This window comes from Virgibacillus pantothenticus (assembly GCF_018075365.1).
Lineage (GTDB): Bacteria > Bacillota > Bacilli > Bacillales > Amphibacillaceae > Virgibacillus > Virgibacillus pantothenticus.
In genome coordinates this window covers 3691386-3717821 of the sequence record NZ_CP073011.1, presented here as the reverse complement: position 1 = coordinate 3717821, position 26436 = coordinate 3691386, and the positions used below count along the sequence as shown (strand labels likewise).

The 26436-nt window shown below is 37.8% G+C and carries 24 protein-coding genes, 1 pseudogene, 2 riboswitches and 1 other annotated feature (1 of these 28 cut by a window edge); of the genes and pseudogenes, 14 read left to right on the top strand and 11 right to left on the bottom strand.

What is annotated here, in order from left to right:
- Positions 1 to 132, top strand: a binding site (T-box leader); it begins 95 nt to the left of the window's first position.
- A 75-nt stretch (positions 133 to 207) separates the two neighbouring features.
- The 8 genes from tyrS to KBP50_RS17220 all read left to right on the top strand — a co-directional run bounded on the left by tyrS (position 208) and on the right by KBP50_RS17220 (position 6640).
- Positions 208 to 1464 carry a tyrosine--tRNA ligase gene (tyrS, locus tag KBP50_RS17255; RefSeq protein WP_050351662.1) on the top strand — a complete coding sequence of 419 codons (1257 nt, stop codon included), beginning with the start codon at positions 208 to 210 and terminating at the stop codon, positions 1462 to 1464.
- A 767-nt stretch (positions 1465 to 2231) separates the two neighbouring features.
- The gene (locus KBP50_RS17250) at positions 2232 to 2924 is read left to right on the top strand and encodes a protein rep (RefSeq protein WP_050351661.1); all 693 of its coding nucleotides are present in this window, start codon (positions 2232 to 2234) and stop codon (positions 2922 to 2924) included.
- Between the two features lie 427 nt (positions 2925 to 3351).
- Positions 3352 to 3714 (top strand): PadR family transcriptional regulator, encoded by a 363-nt coding sequence (locus tag KBP50_RS17245; protein ID WP_050351660.1) that lies wholly within the window; start codon positions 3352 to 3354, stop codon positions 3712 to 3714.
- Entirely contained in the window at positions 3627 to 4445 is an 819-nt protein-coding gene (locus KBP50_RS17240) for a VanZ family protein (RefSeq protein ID WP_236691401.1), read from the top strand. Before KBP50_RS17245 ends, KBP50_RS17240 begins: the two co-directional genes overlap by 88 nt.
- A 20-nt stretch (positions 4446 to 4465) precedes the next feature.
- Positions 4466 to 4951 (top strand): VanZ family protein, encoded by a 486-nt coding sequence (locus KBP50_RS17235; RefSeq protein ID WP_050351658.1) that lies wholly within the window; start codon positions 4466 to 4468, stop codon positions 4949 to 4951.
- A gap of 428 nt (positions 4952 to 5379) precedes the next feature.
- Entirely contained in the window at positions 5380 to 5736 is a 357-nt protein-coding gene (locus tag KBP50_RS17230) for a DUF6176 family protein (RefSeq protein WP_050353454.1), read from the top strand.
- Between the two features lie 303 nt (positions 5737 to 6039).
- Complete coding sequence (locus KBP50_RS17225; RefSeq protein ID WP_050351657.1) at positions 6040 to 6240, top strand: DUF4177 domain-containing protein; 201 nt, start codon at positions 6040 to 6042, stop codon at positions 6238 to 6240.
- 82 nt (positions 6241 to 6322) lie between these two features.
- Complete coding sequence (locus KBP50_RS17220) at positions 6323 to 6640, top strand: MazG nucleotide pyrophosphohydrolase domain-containing protein (RefSeq protein WP_050351656.1); 318 nt, start codon at positions 6323 to 6325, stop codon at positions 6638 to 6640.
- A gap of 387 nt (positions 6641 to 7027) precedes the next feature.
- On the opposite strand, the gene KBP50_RS17215 is transcribed toward KBP50_RS17220, so the two are convergent.
- The 6 genes from KBP50_RS17215 to KBP50_RS17190 form a co-directional block, all read right to left on the bottom strand.
- Positions 7028 to 7765 (bottom strand): cyclase family protein, encoded by a 738-nt coding sequence (locus tag KBP50_RS17215; RefSeq protein WP_050351655.1) that lies wholly within the window; start codon positions 7763 to 7765, stop codon positions 7028 to 7030.
- A gap of 40 nt (positions 7766 to 7805) precedes the next feature.
- Positions 7806 to 8855 carry a homocysteine S-methyltransferase family protein gene (locus KBP50_RS17210; protein ID WP_050351654.1) on the bottom strand — a complete coding sequence of 350 codons (1050 nt, stop codon included), beginning with the start codon at positions 8853 to 8855 and terminating at the stop codon, positions 7806 to 7808.
- A gap of 94 nt (positions 8856 to 8949) precedes the next feature.
- A riboswitch (SAM riboswitch) is annotated at positions 8950 to 9048 on the bottom strand.
- A 182-nt stretch (positions 9049 to 9230) separates the two neighbouring features.
- On the bottom strand, positions 9231 to 10343 hold the full coding sequence (locus KBP50_RS17205; RefSeq protein ID WP_050353453.1) for a methionine biosynthesis PLP-dependent protein: 1113 nt from the start codon (positions 10341 to 10343) through the stop codon (positions 9231 to 9233).
- A 102-nt stretch (positions 10344 to 10445) separates the two neighbouring features.
- A riboswitch (SAM riboswitch) is annotated at positions 10446 to 10547 on the bottom strand.
- 289 nt (positions 10548 to 10836) lie between these two features.
- The gene (locus KBP50_RS17200) at positions 10837 to 11733 is read right to left on the bottom strand and encodes a manganese catalase family protein (protein WP_050351653.1); all 897 of its coding nucleotides are present in this window, start codon (positions 11731 to 11733) and stop codon (positions 10837 to 10839) included.
- Between the two features lie 14 nt (positions 11734 to 11747).
- On the bottom strand, positions 11748 to 11966 hold the full coding sequence (locus KBP50_RS17195) for a YuzF family protein (RefSeq protein WP_050351652.1): 219 nt from the start codon (positions 11964 to 11966) through the stop codon (positions 11748 to 11750).
- A gap of 319 nt (positions 11967 to 12285) precedes the next feature.
- Positions 12286 to 13170, bottom strand: a complete 885-nt coding sequence (locus tag KBP50_RS17190; RefSeq protein ID WP_050351651.1) for a LysR family transcriptional regulator — start codon at positions 13168 to 13170, stop codon at positions 12286 to 12288.
- A gap of 152 nt (positions 13171 to 13322) precedes the next feature.
- Between KBP50_RS17190 and KBP50_RS17185 the strand changes: the two genes are divergently transcribed.
- The gene (locus KBP50_RS17185; protein WP_128743395.1) at positions 13323 to 15500 is read left to right on the top strand and encodes a malate synthase G; all 2178 of its coding nucleotides are present in this window, start codon (positions 13323 to 13325) and stop codon (positions 15498 to 15500) included.
- A 442-nt stretch (positions 15501 to 15942) separates the two neighbouring features.
- Here KBP50_RS17185 and KBP50_RS17180 read toward each other — a convergent pair whose 3' ends face one another.
- A complete protein-coding gene (locus KBP50_RS17180) occupies positions 15943 to 16518 on the bottom strand; it encodes a CBO0543 family protein (protein ID WP_050351649.1) in 576 nt (191 codons plus the stop codon).
- 343 nt (positions 16519 to 16861) lie between these two features.
- Between KBP50_RS17180 and KBP50_RS17175 the strand changes: the two genes are divergently transcribed.
- Positions 16862 to 17200 carry a hypothetical protein gene (locus KBP50_RS17175; protein ID WP_050351648.1) on the top strand — a complete coding sequence of 113 codons (339 nt, stop codon included), beginning with the start codon at positions 16862 to 16864 and terminating at the stop codon, positions 17198 to 17200.
- Positions 17201 to 17439: 239 nt separating this feature from the next.
- Here KBP50_RS17175 and KBP50_RS17170 read toward each other — a convergent pair whose 3' ends face one another.
- From KBP50_RS17170 to KBP50_RS17160, 3 genes and pseudogenes are all read right to left on the bottom strand, one after another.
- On the bottom strand, positions 17440 to 18663 hold the full coding sequence (locus KBP50_RS17170; protein WP_050351647.1) for an MFS transporter: 1224 nt from the start codon (positions 18661 to 18663) through the stop codon (positions 17440 to 17442).
- Between the two features lie 215 nt (positions 18664 to 18878).
- The gene (locus tag KBP50_RS17165) at positions 18879 to 19439 is read right to left on the bottom strand and encodes an O-acetyl-ADP-ribose deacetylase (protein WP_050351646.1); all 561 of its coding nucleotides are present in this window, start codon (positions 19437 to 19439) and stop codon (positions 18879 to 18881) included.
- A 255-nt stretch (positions 19440 to 19694) separates the two neighbouring features.
- A pseudogene (locus KBP50_RS17160) lies at positions 19695 to 20057 on the bottom strand (GntT/GntP/DsdX family permease); the annotation flags it as partial.
- A gap of 612 nt (positions 20058 to 20669) precedes the next feature.
- Here KBP50_RS17160 and ant(9) point away from each other — a divergent pair.
- Positions 20670 to 21455 carry an aminoglycoside nucleotidyltransferase ANT(9) gene (gene ant(9), locus KBP50_RS17155; RefSeq protein WP_050351645.1) on the top strand — a complete coding sequence of 262 codons (786 nt, stop codon included), beginning with the start codon at positions 20670 to 20672 and terminating at the stop codon, positions 21453 to 21455.
- A gap of 303 nt (positions 21456 to 21758) precedes the next feature.
- Here the strand turns inward: ant(9) and KBP50_RS17150 are convergent, their stop codons facing one another.
- Complete coding sequence (locus KBP50_RS17150; RefSeq protein WP_050351644.1) at positions 21759 to 22628, bottom strand: LysR family transcriptional regulator; 870 nt, start codon at positions 22626 to 22628, stop codon at positions 21759 to 21761.
- A gap of 146 nt (positions 22629 to 22774) precedes the next feature.
- Between KBP50_RS17150 and mmgD the strand changes: the two genes are divergently transcribed.
- From mmgD to prpB, 3 genes are read left to right on the top strand one after another with little or no spacing between them, the layout of a single operon-like run.
- Positions 22775 to 23881, top strand: a complete 1107-nt coding sequence (gene mmgD, locus KBP50_RS17145; protein ID WP_050351643.1) for a citrate synthase — start codon at positions 22775 to 22777, stop codon at positions 23879 to 23881.
- 22 nt (positions 23882 to 23903) lie between these two features.
- Complete coding sequence (locus tag KBP50_RS17140) at positions 23904 to 25340, top strand: bifunctional 2-methylcitrate dehydratase/aconitate hydratase (protein WP_050351642.1); 1437 nt, start codon at positions 23904 to 23906, stop codon at positions 25338 to 25340.
- Between the two features lie 18 nt (positions 25341 to 25358).
- The gene (gene prpB / locus KBP50_RS17135) at positions 25359 to 26261 is read left to right on the top strand and encodes a methylisocitrate lyase (RefSeq protein WP_050351641.1); all 903 of its coding nucleotides are present in this window, start codon (positions 25359 to 25361) and stop codon (positions 26259 to 26261) included.
- Positions 26262 to 26436 lie beyond the last annotated feature (175 nt).

Here is a 26436-nt window from a genome sequence, read left to right as displayed (position 1 = left end):
ACTCTGGAGTATCTTAGGTAATGCTAAGCGGATTAGCAAACGATATGATTGCTGAGAGAGGTATTAATAGTTTATAAAACAATTTGCTATTAATACAATTTGGGTGGTAACACGGTTAGAATCGTCCCTATGTCTTTATTAGACATAGGGCGTTTTTTATTTATTTCAAGCCTATATAATAAACTACAACTAAAGGAGTCGGAAAGCATGAATCTTATCGATGAGTTAGAATGGCGAGGTGCCATAAATCAACAAACAGATGCCGAAGGATTACGCGAATTAATCGAAGAGAAAAAAATCTCCTTGTACTGCGGTGTTGACCCTACGGGTGACAGTATGCATATTGGCCACTTAATTCCGTTTATCATGATGAAACGTTTTCAATTACATGGTCATCAGCCCATTATTTTAATTGGAGGAGCAACGGGTACAATCGGTGATCCAAGTGGACGGCAAACGGAACGTCAATTACAAACACTGGAGCAAGTACAGAATAATGTTGATAAGTTAACAGCGCAAATGAAGAAGTTATTCTTCGATGACAATAGTGAAGTTAAAATAGTTAACAACTACGAATGGACACATAACTTAAGTATTTTAGACTTCTTACGTGACTACGGTAAAAATTTTAGTGTTAATACTATGTTGGCAAAAGATATTGTAGCTAGCCGATTAGATAGTGGTATATCATTCACTGAGTTCTCTTACCAAATTTTACAATCTATGGACTTTCTTCATTTATTCAGAGAAGAAAATGTACAATTACAAATTGGTGGTAGCGATCAGTGGGGAAATATTACAAGCGGTTTAGACTTAATACGTAAAAAAGAAGGACAGCAAGCGAAAGTATTTGGATTAACCATTCCACTATTATTAAAAGCAGATGGTACAAAATTTGGTAAAACTGCTGGTGGGGCAATTTGGTTAGATGCAGAAAAAACGACACCATATGAATTTTACCAGTTTTGGGTTAATACAGATGATAAAGATGTTATAAAATACCTAAAATTCTTTACGTTCTTAACTAAAGATGAGATTGATCAATTAGAGGTTAAAGTGAAAACAGAACCTCACAAACGTGAAGCACAAAAAGTGCTGGCAAAAGAAATGACTAAATTTGTTCATGGCGAGAATGCTTTGAATCAAGCGTTAAAAATTACGAAAGCACTATTTAGTGGGGATATTAAATCACTAACAGCAGATGAAATTGAACAAGGATTTAAAGAGATGCCTACTTTTCACGCTAAAAAAGAAACCAAAAATATCGTGGAATGGTTAGTTGATTTAGGTATTGAGCCATCTAAACGTCAGGCAAGAGAAGATATTAACAACGGGGCTATTTCCATGAATGGCGAACGAGTAAATGATGTTAACGTTGATGTAACAGCGGAAAACTCATTTGATGGAAGGTTTATTATTATTCGTAAAGGGAAGAAAAATTACAGCTTGGTGAAATTAAATTAATTCAACATGCAGCTACTTAATGAAAGTTATTTCGCATGTAAGGTGCTGTAAAACCCTTATTTCAAAAGTTAGAAGTGAATACAAACAAGTCTAAATGGGAGATAACAGCATCTAAATGCTTAATCGTTTAATGCGAATTTAGTCCATACCCTTGTTATACGGAACGCTTAGTAGGAGATAAAGGGAACTTGCACGTAATAAAGTATCACTTTATAAATAGATGAAAGAGGAAACATCTTCCCTAAAGCTAATAAGATTCTAGGGAAGATGTTTCTATATAATCTGTATAGGAAACGATAAAATGAGGTGCTTGGGATAACGAAATAACCGAATAATCACGTCCGGCGCATGAGTTCAGCAACGATGCGACTTTAGAAATGCGCCCTACGATAAGGCATCATCGGTTCGTCGCTAAGGGGAAGGCCGACTAAAAACGGGCTTGCCGCTCAGGCGTCGGCATACCCCTGTTTTTAGTGGCATGATTCCTTTATTTTAGTTGATTCGTTCCATTCGCTACGTTGCTAAACGGGCGCCCCGAGCCTTTGTTCCACTATAGGAAAGTATAAGATTTTTTGGTTTATAGTATAAGAAAAACAAAAGGCTTTCGCCATAAGACTTGGCGACAAGCCAAGTTTTTCTAATGGATCAATTGAACCTTATGTGGTAAATGAACATTTTTTAAGAATGCAAACAAATATCAATCATGATGAGCTCGATTACATCTTTGTTCAGTGATGGAAGTTAAGGAATGAAAGGGAGGTTTAAGCATGCCTTCTTCTTGGAAAAGATCATTAGAACTAGCATATATTAATCATTATATCATTACTAAAGTTAATGAAAAGCAACCAGTTAATTGGCTATTATTAGATTTAGGTTTAGAAAATGTGGCGGAAGAATATATTAACCAAGCTTTAGATAATTTGTTAATCGGATTTAATCGATTGTTTAAGTATAAAAGTGTAAAACAAGCTACGTTAGGTTATTTTCGTATGCTGGACATATTTAAACAGGATGAGAGGTACCATCCTAATATTCATGTGTTGCTTCCAACTCTGAAAAGTTATTTTCAAGGAAGATATTATATTAAACATGATAAATGGTTAGAATTGTGGAGTAAAGCTTTAGGGGTCAACAGTAATCTATATGTAAAGGTGAAAGTCGTCCAATCTAAAGATGACAATCCTCTCATTTTAAAGAGAATGGAACAAGGGTTGTCGGCACTTTTCGATGCATCGGAAACAAAGAGACCTACTGAAGACAAGAAAATTATTGAAACAAGAAGGTTAATTGGGTATAGCAGGTTATTAAAAAGTGAAGTAGATCGACTACTGCCTGATGTAAGCTTTTATCTTGATATAGATAATTTATGTACGGATGATACTATTGCAAATGCTGCTTTTGACAGAATGCTTGCTTGGCATCCGGGCTTAAGATCAGAGGAAACGAATCCTTTTATATGAAGAAAGCTTTGAAAAAAGGCTGGGACATAAGTAAATACTATATAGCAAAAGCCGAACAATCCATTTATAATTGTTCGGCTTATTTGCATTAAAAAATTTTTATCACCGCTATGTCAAAATACTTCGCTTTCCGCAGGTTTCTTCAGCTTCCTCGGAAAGCAAAAACCGCTTTCCTGTGGGATCTTCAGCTCGCGCTGTTCCCCGCAGGAGTCTACCTATTTTGACTACGCTAAAACTTGCGTATATACAATTGGCGATTTATTTTCGTTAGTATAGTCTAGCGTTTTTCTGTCATTCTGTTTTTCGCCATTAGCTTCTATTATTCCTAAAAAAACACATGATGCAAATAATATTTCACTAATACCTTGTAATGCGATGTACTATGTGGTACATTGTATTTGAATCTTATATGAAAAGAGGTGTTAGTATGGATAAAGAGATCATGAAAGGGAGCATTGATATTTTACTTTTATCGCTCTTACGTCATCGTAATATGTACGGTTATGAGATGGTCAAGGCGTTAAAGAAAAATAGTAATGAGCTTTATAGCATGAGTGAGGGAACGTTGTATCCTGCTTTAAAGCGATTAGAAAAGAAAGGCTGGCTTCAATCCTACTGGGGAAACTCTGAAAATGGAGGCAGACGGAAATATTATCAAATTACGCAGGAAGGGAAGAACAAGTTAGATAAAAAACTGCAAGAATGGAATCAAATCAGCCATTTAATCAAAGTATGTTCGGAGGGATTGAGTTGGAGCCAAAAGTCGAAGCTTACATTCATAAGATTGTAAGTCAGTTACATTGTGGTAAAGAAGAAAAAAAGGACATCATCGATGAAATAGAAGATCATCTAAATTTGTTGATACAAGAATATAAAGAAGGAGGGCTTTCGAACGAAGCGGCTGTGAATAAGGCGTTGAATAGTTTTGGTGCGCAAGATCAAATAGCAACTGGTTTACAAACGTCTTTATCCACCTTTCATAAGGTGTTTAAAATAGCGACAAGTATTCTTTTCGGTTTTTACGCTTTTATTTTATTGTTTAAGTTGCTCTTGGAGAGAATGATTCATTTAACGTTCACCACTGAGCAGGTTGGTTTTTTGAATAATTATGTGACTTTTCCAGAAAATGACAGGGGGATATTTGATCTCGCATATATTCATCTAAATGCCAATTTTATCCCTTTTAAGACAACGGTGCAATATATACTGGAGTCCGACTCCTATAATTTATCCGTTATTCTTCATAACACCATTGGGAACGTGCTGCTGTTTTTGCCATTAGGATTATTTCTGCCGCTATTATTTAAAAAATATAAAGTATTCTCGAAAGTGCTTGTGTTTGCAGCGATAGCTAGCTTGTCCATTGAACTATTACAGCTGATTTTACAAGTTGGCCAGTTTGATATAGATGATATTATTTTAAACACAATTGGCAGCAGTATAGGTTTTTTATGTTTTTCATTTTTACATCGTATTAAAAATGAAATATCATCTATCCCCTCCACAATAGAACATTTATAAAGAGAAAGTGAGAAGAAAGTATGAGAAAAATAATAAAAACAGGGTTAATTGTAGGGATGTGCTTTTATTTGCTGGTTCTTTCCAAGCTGATCTTGTTTAAGCATCTCCCTCTTTCTGAAATTATCAGTCATTTTACATTTAGTTATGAAGGACCTTTTTGGAATGAACATAATTTTATCCCTTTTAAAACGATCTTATATTATTTGTTTTTAGCAGAAAATATTAATTTCACTATACGTGTTCAAAATATAGTAGGTAATGTGATTGGATTTGTTCCGTATGGTTTACTCCTCCCATTGATATCGAAAAGATTTCAAAAGATAACCAAAGTGATGCTCGCAACGCTATGCTTAAGTTTTATGTTTGAACTGCTGCAATTAATTTTTAAATTTGGAAGCTTTGATGTTGATGATATGTTGTTAAATACAATTGGAGGAGTGCTTGGTTATTTGCCTATTAAACTACTTAAAATATTATATGTGCAAGCAAAGAATAGGGAGGCTTAGCCAAGCAATAGTTCTATTTAAAGAATTTTGTTTTTGAAAAGCGACCTTTCTTTTTTGTTCTTGATGTTTACAATGGTATAAAATGTATTCCTTAAATTGTGCAGGAAACGTACTATAGTACTGCATTAAAAACGGCTCTTTAGGTAAATAATTGTTTAGAAAATATGGAACAGTATTATAGATGTTCATATTGATTCTCCTTTGGCAAAAAGATCGTTCATCACTAATTATTTCGCCAACCTACCCCATTTACCTGCTTGTTGATTAAAAATTGCTTGATTGACCAGCAATTAGTTAGTCTAGACGTTGGGAACCATGAGCAAAATTAACCGAAATTATCAGATGTAAAACTTGCTATTCATTAAATTAGTAGTTTATGCTACGATCAATTTACATAGATGATATTATAAGATGGAGGTTTGCAAGTGATACAAGTAGAGCTAACAAGATTTAAAGTGAAAGAAGGAAAATCCAAGGTTGTAGATGAGTGGTTAGCATTTCTAAATGAGCATATGAAGGATGTCCTAATTACTTTAGCAGATGAAAAAATGTACGTTGAAACCATTTTTAGAGAAACACTTAATGGAAATGAGTATCTATATTGGTACTCTGTACAAGGGGAAGGTGGACAAGATGTAGAAGAATCCGAACACTGGGTAGACAGAAAACACTTGCAATATTGGCATGAATGCATAGATCCTAATTTTAGGCCCGTAGATCTTAGTACAGAAGTTGTGATGATACCTGAGAAGCTGAGACAAGCCATGGAAGCCTTTAACAAGTAAAATAAGCTGAAAGAAAATCGGACTTGCTTGGTAGGAAGAATGGACTTGATGGATAAACGCACCTAGGGATTTGGCTCGATCGCAATATTGATGAAGCATGAAAATCAACTATTTGTGAAGGAACCTTAAATTTTGGCATGGGTCTACAAATTTTAATAACCACTTGTTGTTTTCTATAAGGCAATCTACTATTTTAAGGAATGACATATTTAGGCTGACGATAATCAATTTAGGTGCTATAGGCAAAAGAAGATGTCTTTCTTTGATATGGACGCTTGAACGCAAATAAAAGGAGTGTTGTTTATGCAAACATGGGAATATGCAGTAGAAACTTGGACATTAGGGATTACCTCTGCCGATCGAGAAGAACTCGAGGACAAATTAAATGAGTATGGTAAGCAAGGCTGGGAATTAGTAAATATTATTCCTCAAGTTGGAGAGGGCCCTAGTGGTAGGATTAGTGTGAACTTCAATCAAATTGTGTTTAAACGAAAAGTAGATTAGCCTGTTTTCTCTTGGAGCTAGTTCAGTAAAATAAATTTTGAAGGTTATTAAAACTTATAGCTAGACAAGAAGGTGGGTAAGAATGGATGTAACTGAATTTCAGCAGTGGGTAAAGCAATATTATAAGAACAGAGGATGGGCGGATTTAGATATTTTCGTTCGCATCGGCTTTTTAGCTGAAGAAACAGGTGAAGTAGCTAGAGCGATAAGAGCTCTTGAAATAGGGAGAGACAGACCAGATGAAGCAGAAAGTACTTTTGAAGAAAATAAACAAGCGTTAACCGAAGAACTTGGAGATGTACTAGGCAATGTCATTGTCATTGCCAATAAATACGGCATTTCTTTGGAAGAAGTATTTCAATTACATAAAAGTAAGCTAGCAAAGCGCTATTCAGAATAAATATTAGAAAAGGAGTTAATGCTTTCCTGTCTGAAACGCTTCTTCTTTTTTCAGCTCCCGCTTAAAGCTTTTGCTTTCGCGAATCGTTTCATCTATATACGCTATGGGGGGAGTTCTCATCTAAAAACCTGATCGGGTATTCAATTATTCTGTTTCAAAGCTTTTCTTTTAAGAATTATGAGTTGAGAAAAGTGCTGTCCAAAATGTATGGCCCCCCCTCCTCTCACACCTCAGGTAGGAGGAGGGGCTGCTTGTTGTATTGAACTATTTTAAAATAATCAAAGTCTCATAAACTCTTAAATATGGATGCGATCTTTATCCATGTTTGTTAAGCGTGGTTTGCTTCCACAGAAGTCATACCATTATCAATGCTTTCATTCTTACAAATTAAGGTAAAATAGCAAACGAACGAACCGGAAATCCAGAAGCGTTTTTTGCTTTTGGGACGATATTACAAATGACTGCACCTGTTGCTGGCACCTTATCTAAATTGGCAAGTAATTCTATTTGGTAGCTATCTTGGCTAAGTACGTAATACTCTGCTATGATTGAGCCATTTTTGGCATAATCAATAGCGGTGTCTGTATCAAACGTTTCATGACCAACGGCTTTTATATCGCGTTCCTCGTACAAAAACTGTAAAGCTTCTAGTGACCAGCCTGGTGTATGACTTTGCCCGTCAGCATCTTTATTATCAAATGCCTCCTGATCAGGCCACCGTTTACTCCAATCTGTACGTAAAGCCACAAAACTGCCAGGATTTATTTTTCCATAGATGGTTTCAAATGCTAACACATCTTCAACCGTTAATGCGAAGTCATGATTTTCACCAGCGGCTTTTGATTTATCAATGACGACAAGTGGTAAGACAAATTCTTTTAGCTCTAATTCATCTAAGCACCTTGTATCACGGACAAAATGAACAGGTGCATCCAAATGTGTTCCATATTGCCCGGGAAATGTGAGTCGTTGCGCGAAAAAGCCGTCATCATGATCAAATAATGTTTCAAATTTGGCGGGTTCAAATGCTGAGAAATGTGGTGATTCCGGTCCAAAAGCATGGGTTAAATCAATCCATTGCTTGTTTTTAATCGCTGCAATGGTATGCCATAATTGATTTGTCACACTAATTCTCCTTTAAAAGAAAATTTTCTTTGTTGTTGTTTTAAGCTTTCAAACGATAATCCACATTATGTTTTTTTAATGTTTTATCTGATCCAAACAAGAAATGTTTCTCCATATTTGGGGAATATTTGGAATTAATCGTTTCGACACCGACAGCTTCAGCTACTGCTCGTAGCATTGCAGGAGAAGCGCCACAGCAAAGTCCAATGTAATGGATGCCAATATCTTTTGCTTCCTTAGCCCATGCTGCCAATTCATAGCGATTGTGATAAAGTGGGTCTAGCGCAGTTGGAAAAGTTGTTTCTGTTGGTAAATGACAGCTGCAAGCCCCATCAGGTAAGTTGAAAAATGTTGGATGCTCCTCTGTTGTGCGATATGGAATTGGTAAAGCGCCGACATATCCATTGACAGACTTTCTTATTTTAGCAAGATATGGCTGCATCGTTTCTGGACCTCGGAAGCAGTTCATGCCAACCACAAGTGCTCCTTTTTCGGAAAGCAATTGACAAGCCTCTTCCACGGTATATCCATCCCGTAAAATGTTTTCTCCCATAAGACCAAATGTTATTACAGCTGGAAGCTCTTGTTTCGTAATTTCCTCTAAGGCGATCAATGCTTCTTCATAGTAATAAAAGGTTTCCCCGTTAACAAAATCGACTCCTTCTTCTTTACACCATTGCACCATTTCTGCAAAAATACTTCTTACTTGATCTTTAGATGACGGATCATCGGGGTCAAAAATATTAGTGTTGGAAATATTTCCAGCAACGAGAGCTTCTTCTACTGGATGTTCCTTGGCGACTTCCTTTGCAAGACGAATCGCGCTTCGATTTAATGGCTCTAATAATTCCTCTTTGCCAATGATGCGCATTTTTTCTCGATTCCCATTATACGTAAAAGCCAGAACAACATCAGATCCGGCATTCATAAAATCACGGTATGCTTGCTTAAGGGCTTGCGGATTATCTAAAGCTACTTCCGGTACAAAAGAGCCTGCCTGTAAATATCCCCTTCGTTCCAGTTCAAATAAATAGCCTTCTCCAACAATAACGGGACCTTCCTCTAACCTCTGTTGTAAATTACGTTTCATTTAAAATTCCTCCTTTTAGTGATTTGGGGAAACCCCATAATAAAACCCTCTTCTTGAATTAGAAGAGGGTGAATTACCTTATTTATGGTATCTCTTCTTATCTTCAAGCGTTACGCTCTGGAATTAGCACAGTGCAATTATGCCTGTTGCTGAGGTTTCAATGGGCCAGTCCCTCCACCTCTCTGGATAAGATAGTCATATTATGTTTGTTCAAAAGCTATTCATGATAGCTCCTGTGTTCAATCAATGGCACGTTTCTGCCAAACTGTTGTTGAAACGAGATATTTGTTGTCAAATATATTTGATCATTTCTAAAATTTAAATAATACTTTACACCGAGAGGAATGAAATGTCAACCTATTTACTAAAAAAATTTTAAGTTCCTGTTTCGAATTGTTTCAGCGCTTGATTTAAATCATGCTTTAAATCTTCTGCTTGCTCAATCCCTACAGAAAAACGTAATAAACAGTTATCAATTCCACGCTTTTTCCGTTCTTTAATAGGAATGTCGGCATGGGTTTGTGTAGCTGGATACGTGATAAAGCTTTCCACACCTCCTAAGCTTTCTGCAAAGGTAATTAATTGTAATTGTTGCAAAAAAGGATCAACCCAGCTAGAATCATGCAAACGAAAAGACAGCATCCCACCTTTGCCTGGATAGATCACCTCTTTAACTGCAGGTTGTCCCTCTAAAAATCTTGCTATTTTTTGTGCGTTTTCCTGATGCTTTGCTATTCGGAGTGAAAGTGTTTTTAGCCCTCTAATTAACAACCAACAATCAAAAGGAGAAAGCACTGCTCCGGATGCATTGTGTAAAGCAGCAAGTTTTTCACATACTTCCACACCTGTTGCAATCACAAGTCCCGCCAATACGTCATTATGTCCACCAATATATTTGGTTGCACTATGAATAACAATGTTTGCGCCAAGTTCTATAGGTCGCTGCAAACAAGGGGTGAGAAATGTATTATCAACGATAAGTAATAGGTTATGTTTTGTGGTTAAACTGGCTAACGATTTGATGTCAATTTCTTGCATGAGTGGATTCGTAGGCGTTTCAATAAATAAAGCCTTTGTTTTATCAGATATCCGTTTTTCCATATCTTTCAAATTAGTAAAAGAATCATAGATTATATGGAACTGATAGGCATTTGCATAGTGCTGCAGCAAACGATACGTTCCTCCGTATATATCTTCAGAAACGATCAATTCATCACCAGACTGGAAAAGGGACAGCACCAATTGGATAGCTGCCATACCTGAACTGCAAGCGTAACCTTGTTCACCAGACTCCAAATTCGCAATACCTGCTTCTAACAGTGTTCGGGTAGGGTTTTTGGTACGGCTATAATCATATCCGGTTGAACGTCCAATCCCGTCATGTTTAAATGCAGTTGATAAATAGATGGGAGGATTGATAGCACCAGTGTTAGGATCGCTGTGATTTCCTAATTGCACTAGCCTTGTTTCAAGTGTTCTTTTTATCATATGATCATCATCTCCTAGAAAAATATTTTCAAGGAGAGCAAGCAAAAAACCTCTCCTTGAAATAAGAAGAGGTTTCCTAAGTTAAATATAAAGGACCAATTCTTCTTATCTTCAAGCATTAAGCTTCTGGAATTGGCACAGTACTGCAAGCAGTCTGTTGCCGAGGCTTCAACGGGCCAGTCCCTTCACCTCTCTGGATAAGAAAATAATTTTTGAATTTTATAAGATTGAATATTAGAATACAAGGCGGATTAAAAAAAGTCAAGTGGAACCTTGTATTCATTTAGAGTGTTTAATGGATCATAGAATATCTATGAGCTATCCATTGCTACTCTCCTTCTATGTGCGATATTTGAAAAAGTTTAAAAGAGAAAGAAACTGTCTACATTTGCATTTTTCCTGCACACTATTGCACAGTTGACAATTTTCTTTGGCTAACTAGTTTATCCCGTATATAAGGAGCTGTAAGACTCCCACTTCAGGAGTAGGAAGTCTACATATTTTCCAGCAATCGTTTAGCGATTTTTTGATAGTCATCCCGATCAATTCCCGGTGCAAATTCTTCTGGAAGATCATCAAGATTTGGAATTGGTGCTCCCTTTGGTGCTCCTTCCTTCACGATCAGTTGTTTCCCATTTTCTGGATTTTCCCCTTTCCAAATTTGCCGAATGTCTACATAATCTCCGACGTCATTCCATGTGTATAATACATTTGCTAAGCCTTGCTCCTCAAATTTTCGGGCATGATCGAATTTGGTGTTGGAGAGATCAGGGATTGGAATTAGTTTCTTCACTTCAGCACCTGTAGCGATTTCTAGAGCTTTGGCATAAGCTAAGATATGAGTACCACCGCGAACTAATAAATATCCAATCATTTCTCTTGCTGTTTCATGCTCCGTCATTTCATATACACGCATTTTATGTGTACGAGCGCCAATTTCAAGAAAGAAATTGTGCAATAGATCAAGCACGAGGTTGCCACTGCTGAAGACATTATCTCCTGTCCAGGCGCGACCCATGGAATCACCTGCAAGTGCTGTTTGTGCAGTAGCAATGAACTGATAAGTATTTCGACTATCTTTTCCTGTTCGTAATGGAGTCACATCTGGGTCTCCTGTATAAAAGGTGTTTCGTTTTGAGAGTAGATTAATGGTGTTTGAAACAAGTTCAACGTGTCCGAATTCCTCAGCCGTTATACTAGCAACCAGGTCGTAAAATGGTTTGAGTTTATCCTTTTGTCGGAAATTAAAGGATTGAAACAGATAGTTATTTAATGTTGACATTTCACCAAATTTCCCACCTAATAACTCTTGAACTGCCGCTGCTGCATTGGGATCCCCGTGTTCAGGTATAGGCAATTCAATTAACATGCGGTTTTCACGCTTAAACATGGTAAGCCTCCTTTTTAGCTTTTAGGAATGACCCAAACAATTTGTTGCGTACGAATGTAGAAAGAAGAACCACCTGATTCAATCACAATATGGTCTGGCATAACGGTTTTAAGACTGCCTGTAACGGTCCCTTGGGTGGTTTGTACAATAAGCATCGATCCGGTTATCGATTGTAATGTTTGGTAAACGTAGGGATCAAAAGCACTCATAAATGCCGGCGTTTGTGCATTCATTTTTTATCCTCCTTAAAAAGCATCACTACAGCTAAGCTATGACACTACAAAGTAGGTTATTCTCGTGGACAAGCAGAAATCAGCTATTTAGTAATAGAAGTACGTCAAGTTTTTAGTCAAGATGAACAATAAGGGGAATAATTTCACAAAAGTATGGAGGTTTACCTTTGTACAGGGTAGAGAAAAATAGCAGGAGAAATATTACCGACGTTTCGTTGTTATGATTACTCTGAAACAATTATTTTTTGCTATTCTGGTGATGACAAAGACCCAAAACAAGAGGCAGTTTATGGAGGCTCTGTCTCTTGTTTTGAGTTCTTTAACTGGTAAATTCTTTCGCGATAGATATAAATTCCCGCACGGCGTATGGCAAATATTTATTTCTCTTCCATATGAGAGCCAATTCAAGGTGAATGATAGGGTGCTTGAATGGAATGGTAGTAACGTCATGATGGAGGAGCTGTTGACAAATTTTACTTGGTAATAAAGCAATGCCTAATTTCGCTTCGACCATTTCAATCATAAAGTCTCGTTGTGAACTTTTACATACCGTGTTTGGTTCAAATCCGTAATTCCTGCAAGCTTCGACAATCCGATCATGCAAGGAAAAATCTTCCTGATATAAAACGAATTTTTCATTCTTTAGATCAGATAGTTCAACGAATTTTTTAGCTCCTAGTGGATGTTCGGTTTGAACAACAACCATTAAAGGATCTTTTAAAAGGTTAATCGTTGAAAAATGATGTTTTTCAACGGGAAGATTACAGATAAGTCCTACATCGAGTTCTCCTTCTTTCACCCCATATTGAATTAAATTACTCCCCACTTCGTTTAATTCAATATGAAAAGAAGGGTGTGCAGCCTTGTACTTGCTAATTAATTTAGAAAAGAAGGTGGCACCAATAATCGGGGGAATGCCAATTTTTATTTGCCCTTTTTTTAATTGCACCACATCATAAAGTTCCGTAGTTAAATTATCATATGCCTCCATAAATGGTTTGGCATTACTTAGAAATGCTTCCCCGGCATCAGTCAACTCAATTTGTTTTCCCCCACGGTAAAACAAAGTTACTCCGAGCTGTGTTTCCAAGTTTTTAATCGCTTTACTTAAAGAGGGCTGTGATATGTGAAGCATAGAAGCTGCTTTTGTAAAGTTTCGCTTATTGGCGACAGCAACAAAATATTCAACCTGACGAACGTCCAAACTACCCATCCTTCCATTAAATAAATTCCCATTTTTCATTATTATACTAAATTCGATAGCTAAAAGGAATAACGTATATGCAAAACAGATATTTCAATTTTTTGTCTTCTCCAATTACAATGAAATAAACGATGAGAAAGAGGGGAATGGCGTTGACAAGTTATGTAACCAAAGGAAACTTACAGATTGCAAAGCAGCTTTATGATTTTGTAAACAACGAAGCTTTACCAGGTACAGGGTTGGATCAGGAAAAATTTTGGCAAGATTTAGATCAGCTTGTTGCTGATTTAGTGCCTAAAAACAAAGCTCTACTGTTGGAACGGGAAGAATTGCAACAAAAAATAGATGAATGGTATAGATCACATGAGTTGCATGACACTTTAGCATATACATCATTTTTACAGGAGATTAGCTATTTAGAGCCAGAAGTCGATGATTTTACTATTTCTACAAAAAATGTAGACGATACAATAACAATGCAAGCAGGACCGCAACTTGTTGTTCCTATTGATAATGCTCGTTACGCACTGAATGCTGCGAATGCCAGATGGGGCTCTCTGTATGACGCGCTTTACGGTTCGGATGTGATACGTGAAGAGGACGGTGCAGAAAAAGGTACAACTTATAATCCGATACGCGGTCTGCAAGTAATTGCTTTTGGGAAAAAATTTCTTAATCAGCATTTTTCATTGCAAACGGGAGCCCATGAAGATGCGGTTCGTTATTATGTGGACAATGATAGATTAGGTATTGAATTAAAGCACGGAGAAACGACAGAACTAAAGGAAGCGGTTCAATTTGCAGGCTACCAAGGGAATCCTGAAGCTCCAAGTGCTATCTTACTTGTGCATAACGGCTTACATGTAGAAATTCAAGTCGACCGCTCTCATCCGATTGGTAAAACAGATGCTGCAGGAATAAAAGATATTGTACTCGAAGCGGCGACAACAACCATTATGGATTGTGAAGATTCGGTTGCTGCGGTAGATGCAGAAGATAAAACCCTTGTTTATCGGAATTGGCTAGGATTAAATAAAGGGAATTTATCTACTTCTTTTAAAAAGGATGGGAAAGAAATAAAGCGAACCTTACATGACGATCGTGCGTATAAGAACCCGCATGGAGAAACGTTTAAACTCCCGGGCCGTGTGCTTATGTTCATACGGAATGTCGGACATTTAATGACGACAAATGTTATCCTTAATCTCCATGGGGAAGAAATTCCAGAGGGGATCATGGATGGTGTGTTCACTTCGCTAATGGCTAAACACGATTTATTAGGAAATGGGCGCTATCAAAATTCTCAAAAAGGTTCTATTTATATCGTGAAGCCAAAAATGCACGGTTCAAAAGAGGTTGCCTTTGCAAATGAGTTGTTTAATCGAATTGAAGATATGCTTGATTTAAAACGATATACACTTAAAATTGGGGTTATGGATGAAGAACGGCGAACTTCACTAAATTTGAAAAACTGTATTTATCAAGTTAAAGAACGAATTGTATTTATAAACACAGGATTCCTAGACCGAACAGGTGATGAAATTCATACGTCTATGGAAGCAGGGCCAATGATTCGTAAAGGTGAGATGAAAGCATCCACTTGGCTAGATGCATACGAAAAAAATAACGTTCAAGTAGGTCTGGCAGCAGGATTACAAGGAAAAGCACAAATAGGTAAAGGGATGTGGGCAATGCCCGATTTAATGGCGGATATGCTGAAGCAAAAAATCAGTCATCTACAAGCAGGAGGAAATACAGCTTGGGTACCATCTCCAACTGCAGCTACATTACATGCTTTACACTATCATGAAGTGGACGTAGAAGAAGTGCAGCAACAACTCACAAAAGATAAACAAAGCTATAAAGCAGCTATGCTACAAGTACCACTTGCAAAGGAAACAAATTGGTCAAACGAAGATATTCAAAATGAATTAGATAATAGCTGTCAAACATTGCTCGGCTATGTCGTGCGTTGGGTGGATCAAGGTATAGGTTGTTCCAAAGTTCCAGACATAAATCATATTGGCTTAATGGAAGATAGGGCAACCTTACGAATTTCCAGCCAAATGTTAGCCAATTGGCTCTATCATGGCATCTGCAGTGAAGAACAAATGATGGATGCATTAAAACGAATGGCGCAAATGGTCGATAAGCAAAACGAAGGAGATGCAAATTATCAACCAATGTCTGTAGACTTTCAGGCTTCCATTGCTTTCCAAGCTGCTTGCGACCTAGTGTTCAAAGGAAAAGAGCAGCCTAATGGCTATACAGAACCCATTCTTCATCGACGTCGACTTGAAGTGAAGAGGGAAGGTCAAAAAGTTAGGTGAAAATGAACCATCACACTTTCTAAATGCTGTTTTACACTTGTTGTTCTCTAGCTTCTTATTTATGTTACATGCAAAAAGGAAAGGTTTTTGTATAGCCTTCCCTTTTTTTGTTGTATAGGTAACTATAAAATGAGGTGCTTGTGGATAACGAAATAACCGAATAGTCACGCTCGGCGCATGAGCTCAGCAACGATGTGACTTTAGAAATGCGCCCTACGATAAGGCCTCATCGGTTCGTCGCTAAGGGGAAGGCCGACTAAAAACGGGCTTGCCGCTCAGGCGTCGGCATACCCCTGTTTTTAGTGGCATGATTCCTTTATCTTTAGTTGATTCGTTCCATTCGCTACGTTGCTAAACGGGCGCCCCGAGCCTTTGTTCGAACAGGGGTTTTGTGTGATACTATCTACAACAGTATGGCATCTCTCTCAATGACAGGACAAGATTAATCAACCTTTTCCTCTGCAACAATTTTTTCATATCCATGCATATGAAATAACCAATAGGAACTAAAAAACAAGAACAAGAAGATAAAAAAGTCATAAAATGTTGACCAATCTTTTGGATTATAAAAATCAAGGGCATTAAAAACATTCATCCCACCGAACGCAGCAATCGCTGCAAAGATGCTTCCTTTTAAAAGCGGATTTGCCCTAGGCTTGATTTGGAGGACAAACATAATAGCGACAGGGGCTAGTGCCAAGTGATAAGGAAGAAAAAGGATTGGAGATATGGGTGAAAATTTCATCGGATAGGACCATAAACCATAAGACAAGGATATAAGATCGATAAGTAAGGATAGTGCAATGGTTAGGAAGGCACATCCTAATAAACGCCCAGTGCTGCTTTTTTTTCTAAATAGAATCCATAGTGCCCAAGGAACGATAAATAAAATAACTCCTAACCACCACTGCCATGTGAATAAAAAAGCATGCAACAGGGCATCTGTAATCATTTGATTGACTTCTATTAATTTTAGTGAGGCTCTTTCTGTTTGCTCTAAACCTTCTCTTACCGTCATCCAGAATACTCCTTTTGAAGCGTATTTATTATGGTAGTTATTATGCTCTCAATGGTGTTTATTATGTATAGAAGAAGAGTATATTTGGATTAGTCATTTCATGTAATGATGCTAAACGAAAGCTATACTAATTTAGCGGAGGAAAATATGACAAAGGGGAAACGATTTTTACTCGTGATGGCAATCATCGGTTTGTGTTGGCAGTAAACCATTTTTTCAAACCTGACACAGATCAAACAGAAGATACTCTGAACAAAGAATTAGAAAAAAGTATAATGACATCTATTTAAAACACTTAAATTTAAGAAAAGAAAACAAGCAACTACGTGAAGAAATAGATCAATTGAACGATCACATTTTTGAGATAAATCAAGTTATGCTGGAAGGCAAAAATAACATTATTCCAGAAAATGCCGATGTATTTTATAAAGATTTGGATAAAGAAAAAACGATAATCTTCTTTAAGGAAGCTGAAATAAAACATACATTAATAATCTTTATGAAAAAACATTATATAAGTGGTCAAATGGATCTGCCATCCATACGACCACAAAGCGGGTTTGCTTGGACAATGGCGCAATATCCTGATTTTGCTTTTTATGCTGGTGTGATGACAGATGAAAATATGAACGACGTGCAAGTAACTTGGAAAGGATATGTCGAAAAGGTAATTACTTATTAAATATGCGAACTTATGTTTGATTCGTTTCGCTTCCTTCAGGTTTGGGTGAAGCGGAGGATATAAAAGTGCAAACTCTGAATAAAGCTGGAGCAGTTGTCAGAGATGCAAATGTATTTGATCCCCCGCCTGCAGATTAACGTAAGGTAAACATGCAAAAGATGACGGTAACATGAATACTTGACTTTGAATGATAATGTAGATGTGAATTCAAGAAAGTAAGCAGCTTTTTTTCCCACCCCTTATCCGCTTTCTGCTGCTATATGTTCGTCTGCATGAATAAAATGCCATACTAAAAAAAACAACAACAATCCGATGATCCCCATCGTAATATAACTGACATGTATATATTGGCGCATAGCCATCGATATAACAGGTGGTCCTAGAGCCACACCGATAAAACGCGAGGAGCTATAAAAGGCAGTAATAGTTCCACGTTCTTCTTTATCAATTCCTTGTGTAATCATTGCGTCAAGCGTAGGTAAGGCGGCACCAATTGCAATTCCCAAAATAGACGTAACGATAAGCAAAATGTATAAATTACCACTTGAAAAGCCAACAAATACAACACTTGCCGCAGTAATAGGCAAGCTAAATAATAACACTCGTTTCATCGTTGCTAAATCACCTTTTATTTTACGCCCAGTAATGAAAGAAGCAAGGCAAAGGCCAAATAATGGGATCGCTAGTACAAAACCTTTGGTCACGCCATATAACTGATGTTGTTTTTCAAAAACATCCGATAGAAAGAATAGTACCCCAAATAAAATTAGCATTAAATGAATACCAATGAAAAACACCGTATATAACCATTTACCCTCTGTTTTGAAAGTGCTTTTCGTTTTCTGAAGAAATTTCTGAAATGGCTGCACCTCTTCTTTTTGTTTTGGAACTTTAATAAATAGATAAATGAGCACAATCGATATAAGACTGAACAAAGAGATGGAAAAAAAGGGGATATACCATAAAAAAGACGCAAACAGTGCACCTAAAATAGGACTTAACACTTTTCCAAAGGTGTTGGAGGTCTCAACGATCCCAAGGCAAGCACTAGCTTTTTCATCATCCCCTTTAAACAGATCTCCAACTAAAGGCAAAATAATTGGGAAAGCTCCTGCTGCGCCTATACCTTGCAGTACTCGACCGATAATAATCCAAGTAAATGGATCTGAAAGCTTCCATGAGGCGAACCCTGCAATTAATCCACCAATAAACGCTAATACTAAGCTGGTTAAAATGACAATTTTTCTACTATAGCGATCGGATAAATAACCTGCCACTGGAATGAGAAAAATGGCGGCAAGGGAATAGCTCGTAATGATCATACTTGATTGAAAGGTAGTGATTCCTACTTGTTTTTCAAAAACAGGTAGTACAGGAATTAGCATAGAATTTCCTAATGTCATTACAAGTGGTATTGAGGCAAGACTAATAATACTCCATGTTTTAACAGGTTGCTTGGTCATAACTAAACGCTCCATTTCTTTCTGCTTTCTTTCCGCTTATTCCTATATCATGCCAATAGTAACTTTTCTTATGCATAATTATAAATGGCGGGTTGAAACTAGTATAGAGCCCGCCATTATGAAATTTGCCAAAAGCTAAAATAGCAATAAGCAAGCAGTAAGCATCATTCATGCGAGTGCAAGATGCTGGAGAATGTTGGTTTACCTTGTTTTAATTAACTAGAAGAACAAATGATATTTCTTAGGGCAGACTTATATACGGTAAAATCAGTTTCTGAAAAAAGCACCATCCTTACCTGACCGAAATCCACTGTCTGTAAGTAATTGGTGATTGTTCTCATTGCTATCTTCGCTGCCCGCTCAATGGGAAAACGATATACACCAGTAGAAATAGAAGGGAATGAAATGCTAGTTAGCTTATACTCTTTAGCAAGCTTGAAGGAATTTTGATAGCAATCTGCCAACTGAATGTCTTGGATTGGATTATGTGTATTCCAAATAGGACCTACTGTATGGATCACATAACTAGCAGGTAATTTAAATCCAGGAGTAATAACAGCTTCTCCAGTGCCTAAAGGCTCCTCATTTAACTGCTCTTTTCGAAGTCTTCTGCAAGCTTGCAACAATTCTTGTCCTGCCGCTTTATGAATGGCTCCATCTACGCCTCCACCGCCCATCAACGATCCATTAGCTGCATTAACAATCGCATCTGTTGCCTGTTTAGTAATATCCCCAATTAACAGCTCTAATGTATTTTCACCTATCGTGATTTGCAAATCAAATACCTCCTTTTATTACCCTCTCCTTATATTTTGAATAAAATAACTACTATTGTCTAATTTTTGAGTGTCCATGACGATGAATTAAAGGTTTATTAATAATAAGTGCTTTTAAGGAAGTAACTATGGATGAAAACGCCCTACAATTAGTTGTTAAATTGTTTATTATCCATTACTTATACGGGCATTTCAGCAAATGAAATCATCACTTCCATTTCGCCTTTTAAAGGCTAGTTCCCCCTTCTTCAAACCTCATACAAAAGTATTTAACATTCGTATAAATACTAGACCGCTTACAGAAATAACGGTTTCTAACATAGTCCACGTTAAAAATGTCTCTTTGATCGTTAATCCAAAAGATTATTTAATGATCCAAAACCCTGTATCATTCACATGCGATGCAATGAGACTACCAGTTCCTGTTGCTATTACCATGAAAGCCAAAACAACATCTGTTCCAAACATCAATGGGATAACCAATCCTGCTGCAATTAGTGCAACGAATGTATCTGCCCCTTGAGCAATTCTTAATACTGCTGCAATTAATCATGCTAAGATAATCGGCGAAATAGAACTCCCTTGGAATAAAACGGCAACATAATCACCGAATCCGTCCCACAGTAATAAAGGGGGTATAGGGTCTGTGAATAAGTGAGAATAATTGTGTGTCACTATATTTTAGCTTAGCATTAGGAATAGAAAAAATGAGTACGGTTTCTTGTGTTGGAGAGCGTATACTAAAGGTAAAGGATGAAAAAGAGAGCCTAATCTATTTCAAATATTCTTTTTATAACAATAAGAAGTATAAAATGAGGTGCTTGGGGATAACGAAATAACCGGATAGCCACGTCCGTCGCATGAGCCCAGCAACGATGCGACTTTAGAAATGCGCCCTACGATAAGTCATCATCGGTTCGTCGTAAAGAGGAAGGCCGACTAAAAACGGGCTTGCCGCCCAGACGTCGGCATACCCCAGTTTTAGTGGCATGATTCCTTTATCTTTAGTTGATTCGTTCCATTCGCTACGTTGCTAAACGGGCGCTCGCTCCTTTGTTAAACAGTTTGTTCTTTAAGTATAGATGAATGTTACGTATAATTTTCCATAGCTATTCCATTAATGAGTGGAGATTTTAGCAACTAGTGTATACCCAATAAGTAATAAATGATTGAAAATGGTGCGATTTGCAGCGATTAATTTTATTTTAATAAAAGGGGGGAGTGTAACAAATGGGCAAGCTAATTAATGAAGAGATACCAAAGGAAGCGGTTCAAGCATTAAAAATTACGATGGAGTTGCAGGGACAAACCGTAATTGGTGTATATATGTTTGGTTCTGCCGTAATTGGTGGCTTACGCATCAATAGTGATGTAGATATCCTAGTTGTCGTAAATCACCGTTTATCAGAAGAGATGCGAAGAAAACTGACAGAGAGACTCATGCTTATCTCGGGAAAGGTAGGGAATACAAAGTCTGTCCGACCGCTGGAAGTAACGGTAATCAACCATAGTGATGTGGTACCCTGGAGATATCCGCCAAGAAATGAATTTTTGTATGGAGAGTGGCTTCGAAGTGAGTTTGAGGCAGGTCAGATTCCCGAACCAACTTGTAACCCTGATTTAGCTATTGTCTTAGCTAAAACAAGAAAAAATAGTGTTTCTCTATATGGTCCTGATGCTTCAGATATACTTGATCCCGTTCCGAAAACAGATATTCGAAGGGCGATTAAAGATTCCTTACCAGATTTAATAGAAGGGATGAAAGGTGACGAACGTAATGTAATTTTAACGATGGCTCGCATGTGGCAGACAGTAGCTGATGGAGAAATTTCTCCAAAAGATGTGGCTGCAGATTGGGCGATACCTCGGTTGCCTCAAGAATATGCGAATTTACTTGATTTAGCTAGAAAAGGCTATCTAGGAGAGTATGCTGATAATTGGGAAGGACTGGAATCAGAGGTGCGTGCACTCGTTAATTATATGAAGAACTCTATAGCATCTTATGTAAGTATTTGAGCATAATCTCAGAAAAGCGGTAACTATTCAATAAAAACAACAAATCTACTTGAATTAAAAAGAAATTGCAAAGTAACGTACTTAAACAGACAGGAACTTTTTCTGAAGTTAAAGATGTTGATGCAAATGAGCTAATGCATAAAAAATAGATAGATGGAAGCTGGTACTCACCCCGCTCGCTCATCTATCTTTTTCTTTTGCTTTGCTTCATGGATCCCATCTAATAAGTTGAGACATATGTTTCTAATATTTACAATAAACAAGGTGCCCCCTTTGCTGCATAAAAAATGTAAAAAACTACAATTATAACGCTTTCACATCTAATGTCTCGATAAACTGAACAAAAGCTTTTACAATGTTTAGCTGTAACGTGTCTTCGTGGTAATACATCCATGTTTTACGGGTAATAAATCTACCGGACGGCAGGGGAAGGGGTTTGATAATTAAATCCGTGTATGGGCGAACAACTAGATTAGCAATAATAGCATAGCCGAGACCGTTAATGATCATTTCCTTGCACGTCTCTACTTGGTTAACTTGGATATTAATATTTGGATTTTGTTTATAGTTGCTGTACCACCAATGATCAACAATACTTCTCATTTTTTCGTCTGTATGATAGTCAATCCGAGGTAAGTGAGGAAGTTCCTCCCATGTGAAATCCCAGGGCGATGCAACACAAATTTCTTCTTCGTAGAGTAAATGTTTCGTTTCGTTCCAAATGTAATCTCCTTTAATGAAGGCTATATGAACATCATGATTTAAAATGAGCCGGTGCATTTCACTACTCCACCCAGTAACGACTTGAAATTCGACATCGGGGTAGCTTTGCTTAAATAAACGCAGCAATTTTGGCATTTTATTTAAAGCAAAAAAATTCGATACGCCAACCCGAATAGTGCCGGAGACTTGATCCTTCATATTGTGAAGCTGTTCTTCAATTTTTCTTTGCTCATATAGCATTTTTTGTGCATGAAGTGCCAATTGTTCCCCTTCAGGCGTAAACGTAATGCCGCGTTGCTTGCGAATAATGAGCTGGACCCCGTAATAGCTTTCCAGTTTTTTTAATCGCGACGTTAATGTCGGCTGAGATAAAAACAGGCGTTGCGCAGCTTGAGTAATATTTTCCGTACGATAAAGTTCTGCTAACATTTCCCAATCCTCAGTTCTCATAAATTAACACCCCACTTAGATTATTTTGATATTGAAAAATTTTATGCCTATTAATTAAAATTATATATTTTCCTAATCTTCATTTCAATTTTATAATAGGAATAGAGAAAAAAAAGAAAATTATCGAATAACAAAGGAGGATGTTTATGAGTACGAAGCAGCAGTTTGTCCCTGGTTTGGACGGAGTTATTGCAGCAGAGACAGCAATCTCTTTTCTTGATACAGAGCAAGAAAAAATCATTATTCGAGGTCATGAACTAATCGATTTGTCGAAAAGCAACGATTATATTGATGTTGTCCACCTTTTATTAGATGGAAAATTACCAAATGCCTCAGAAAAAACTGTACTTGAAAAAAAGCTAACCTCCAATTACGACATCCCAGATGAAGTCATGCAAATTTTATCTCTGTTACCAAAAGAAACACATCCAATGGACGGATTGCGCACAGGATTGTCAGCGCTTTCGGGATACGATAAAGATATTGATAATCGTTCATTGGAGACGAATAAAAGCAGAGCGTATGCATTACTAGGAACGTTGCCTGCTATTACGGTGAATAGCTATCGTCTCATTAATGGGAAGGAGGCTGTGAAACCGGATCAATCGCTTTCTTATAGTGCAAATTTTCTATATATGATAACAGGAGAAAAGCCAACTGACTTTGAAGCGGAAATTTTTGACCGTACATTACTTCTTTATAGTGAGCATGAGATGCCAAACTCAACATTTACTGCCAGAGTAATTGCTTCGACGAATTCTGATCTTTATGGCGCATTAACGGGTGGAGTTGCCTCTTTAAAAGGAAATTTGCATGGTGGAGCGAATGAGGCGGTCATGTATATGTTAAATGAAGTGAAAACCGCTGCTGCTTTTGAAGAGCTTATCCAAAGGAAACTCGCCAATAAAGAAAAGATAATGGGCTTCGGGCACCGTGTTTATATGAAAAAGATGGACCCGCGAGCCTTAGTTTTGAAAGATTCCTTAAAGCAATTATGTGAGAAAAAAGGCGACTATACGCTATTAGAAATGTGCGAAGCAGGAGAAAAAGTCATGCGAGAGGAGAAAGGATTGTATCCAAATCTCGATTATTATGCAGCCCCGGTTTATTGGATGCTAGGGATTCCGATTGGTTTGTATACACCAATTTTCTTCAGTGCACGTACAGCTGGGTTAGCTGCACATGTCATTGAACAGCATAACAATAATCGGATTTTCCGTCCACGTGTGCATTATATTGGAGAAAGCTATTAAGGAACTAGAAGGAGCGAATGTAATGGTACAAGTTAAAGATGAAAGAAAAACAGATGTATTATTAGAAGAGTTAGCTGATTATGTATTAAATAAAGAGATTACTAGTGAAGAGGCTTTTTCAACCGCCCATTATGTATTAATCGACTCAATTGGCTGTGGAATTCTAGCCCTTAATTACCCAGAGTGTACGAAGCATCTTGGACCAATTGCCCCTGGAACAGTTGTACCGAACGGGGTTCGTGTGCCTGGTACATCTCATGTGCTAGATCCTGTGCAAGGGGCTTTTAATATCGGCACGATGATTCGTTGGCTCGACTATAATGATACGTGGCTTGCAGCTGAGTGGGGCCATCCTTCCGATAACCTTGGCGGTATTTTAGCGGTTGCTGATTTTATTAGTCGCCAGAACGTGGCGAATGGGAAACCCCCACTAAAAGTCAAAGATGTATTGGAAATGGCTATCAAAGCTCATGAAATTCAGGGAATTCTAGCGTTAGAGAACAGTCTGAACCGAGTAGGGCTCGATCATGTACTATATGTTAAAATTGCTACTACCGCCGTGGTAACGAAAATGCTTGGTGGTAACAGGGAAGAGATTATTAATGCATTATCCAATGCTTGGATTGATAATTCAAGTCTACGTACGTATCGTCACGCTCCAAATACTGGCTCACGTAAATCATGGGCTGCTGGCGATGCTACGAGTCGAGCTGTTCGATTAGCATTCATGGCTATTCAAGGTGAAATGGGTTATGCTACGGCTTTAAGTGCTCCAGGATGGGGCTTTCAAGACGTGTTGTTCAACAAGCAAGAGCTTGTGTTAAAACAGCCGTTAAATAGTTATGTGATGGAAAACGTGCTCTTTAAAGTATCTTATCCTGCTGAATTTCATGCCCAAACAGCTGCCGAAGCGGCGATTGAATTACATCCTGAGGTAAAGGATCGTTTGGATGAAATTGATTATATTACGATTTCCACACATGAACCGGCTATTCGAATTATTGATAAGCAAGGACCATTGTATAATCCTGCCGACCGTGACCATTGCTTGCAGTATATAACAGCAATTGGTCTATTAAAAGGGGACATTGTCGCAGAAGATTATGAGGATGATGTAGCCGCAGATCCACGTGTTGATATGCTACGAGATAAAATGGTTGTAACGGAGAACAAAGCATATACAGTAGATTATTTAGATCCGGAGAAACGCTCGATTGCCAATGCAGTACAAGTCCATTTCAAAGATGGTACCCAAACAGCAGCTATTGAACGTGAATATCCGTTGGGGCACCGTTTCCGCAGAGAAGAAGCGATTCCAAAGATCTTAGAAAAATATGCAACGAATTTAGCTACGCAGTTTGCAAGTAAGCAGTTACGGGAAATTGAAGCTGTGAGCTACGATTATGATAAACTAGCAGAAATGGACGTTCATGAATGGATGGAACTATTTGTGAAGTAACGAGGAGGTCTCCGAAAGATGGCATGGATTGTTGATGAACCAAAAACACAAAAGGAATTGGCAAAAAGCTTTAAAGAGCTTATGCAAGCGGATGAAATTTTGCAAATTCCAGGAGCTCATGATGCTATGGCAGCACTCGTAGCCCAACAAACGGGATTCTCTGCACTGTATCTGTCAGGTGGTGCATATACGGCAAGTAAGGGCTTGCCGGATTTAGGGATTGTCACATCGACCGAAGTAGCAGAGCGGGCAAGAGATCTTGTCAGAGCTACGAATCTACCTGTTTTAGTAGATATAGATACAGGCTTCGGTGGCGTCTTAAACGTGGCGCGTACTGCACGAGAGATGTTAGAAGCAAACGTAGCCGCCGTCCAAATAGAAGATCAACAATTACCAAAAAAATGCGGTCATTTAAATGGAAAACAGCTTGTCACTAAAGAAGAAATGGAACAAAAGCTGCAAGCAATTAAAAAAGTAGCCCCTTCGTTAGTGATTGTAGCCAGAACAGATGCACGGGCAAATGAGGGATTGGATGCAGCGATCGAACGCGCTAACGCATATGTAGCAGCTGGAGCTGACGCTATTTTTCCTGAAGCGTTGCAAACAGATGAGGAATTTCAAGTTTTTGCTCAAAAGGTCCAGGCACCATTACTGGCAAACATGACGGAATTTGGAAAGACGCCGTATATATCAGCAGAAGAATTTCAGCGGATGGGGTTTCATATGGTTATTTATCCGGTAACCTCTTTACGAGTGGCAGCTAAAGCGTATGAGCGAATCTTCAAGCTGATTAAAGAAGAAGGAACACAAAAGAACGGTGTTACGGACATGCAAACGAGAAAAGAATTATATGAAACCATCTCCTATGACGATTTTGAAGCATTGGATAAGAATATTGCCAAAACGGTATTGGGTGAATAAATAGAGAAGTGGGCTTTACTGAGTTTTCGGTAGAGTCCTTTTTTTGGGTATTTTAAAAAGGGCTCAAGGCAGATAAGGTATATTGGATAAGTAAATGTATCATTCGTAATGAAGGAAGCAATATATTATAAAAGTAGCTATCTGCCTCATCTATATAGGGGTAAAGAAATAATCG

Excerpts from the sequence above, each read along its gene's own strand:
- tyrS (WP_050351662.1), top strand. The coding sequence starts at position 208 with ATGAATCTTATCGATGAGTTAGAATGGCGAGGTGCCATAAATCAACAA.
- KBP50_RS17250 (WP_050351661.1), top strand. The coding sequence starts at position 2,232 with ATGCCTTCTTCTTGGAAAAGATCATTAGAACTAGCATATATTAATCAT.
- KBP50_RS17245 (WP_050351660.1), top strand. The coding sequence starts at position 3,352 with ATGGATAAAGAGATCATGAAAGGGAGCATTGATATTTTACTTTTATCG.
- KBP50_RS17240 (WP_236691401.1), top strand. The coding sequence starts at position 3,627 with ATGGAATCAAATCAGCCATTTAATCAAAGTATGTTCGGAGGGATTGAG.
- KBP50_RS17235 (WP_050351658.1), top strand. The coding sequence starts at position 4,466 with ATGAGAAAAATAATAAAAACAGGGTTAATTGTAGGGATGTGCTTTTAT.
- KBP50_RS17225 (WP_050351657.1), top strand. The coding sequence starts at position 6,040 with ATGCAAACATGGGAATATGCAGTAGAAACTTGGACATTAGGGATTACC.
- KBP50_RS17220 (WP_050351656.1), top strand. The coding sequence starts at position 6,323 with ATGGATGTAACTGAATTTCAGCAGTGGGTAAAGCAATATTATAAGAAC.
- KBP50_RS17210 (WP_050351654.1), bottom strand. The coding sequence starts at position 8,855 with ATGAAACGTAATTTACAACAGAGGTTAGAGGAAGGTCCCGTTATTGTT.
- KBP50_RS17205 (WP_050353453.1), bottom strand. The coding sequence starts at position 10,343 with ATGATAAAAAGAACACTTGAAACAAGGCTAGTGCAATTAGGAAATCAC.
- KBP50_RS17200 (WP_050351653.1), bottom strand. The coding sequence starts at position 11,733 with ATGTTTAAGCGTGAAAACCGCATGTTAATTGAATTGCCTATACCTGAA.
- KBP50_RS17195 (WP_050351652.1), bottom strand. The coding sequence starts at position 11,966 with ATGAATGCACAAACGCCGGCATTTATGAGTGCTTTTGATCCCTACGTT.
- KBP50_RS17180 (WP_050351649.1), bottom strand. The coding sequence starts at position 16,518 with ATGACGGTAAGAGAAGGTTTAGAGCAAACAGAAAGAGCCTCACTAAAA.
- KBP50_RS17170 (WP_050351647.1), bottom strand. The coding sequence starts at position 18,663 with ATGACCAAGCAACCTGTTAAAACATGGAGTATTATTAGTCTTGCCTCA.
- KBP50_RS17150 (WP_050351644.1), bottom strand. The coding sequence starts at position 22,628 with ATGAGAACTGAGGATTGGGAAATGTTAGCAGAACTTTATCGTACGGAA.
- mmgD (WP_050351643.1), top strand. The coding sequence starts at position 22,775 with ATGAGTACGAAGCAGCAGTTTGTCCCTGGTTTGGACGGAGTTATTGCA.
- KBP50_RS17140 (WP_050351642.1), top strand. The coding sequence starts at position 23,904 with ATGGTACAAGTTAAAGATGAAAGAAAAACAGATGTATTATTAGAAGAG.
- prpB (WP_050351641.1), top strand. The coding sequence starts at position 25,359 with ATGGCATGGATTGTTGATGAACCAAAAACACAAAAGGAATTGGCAAAA.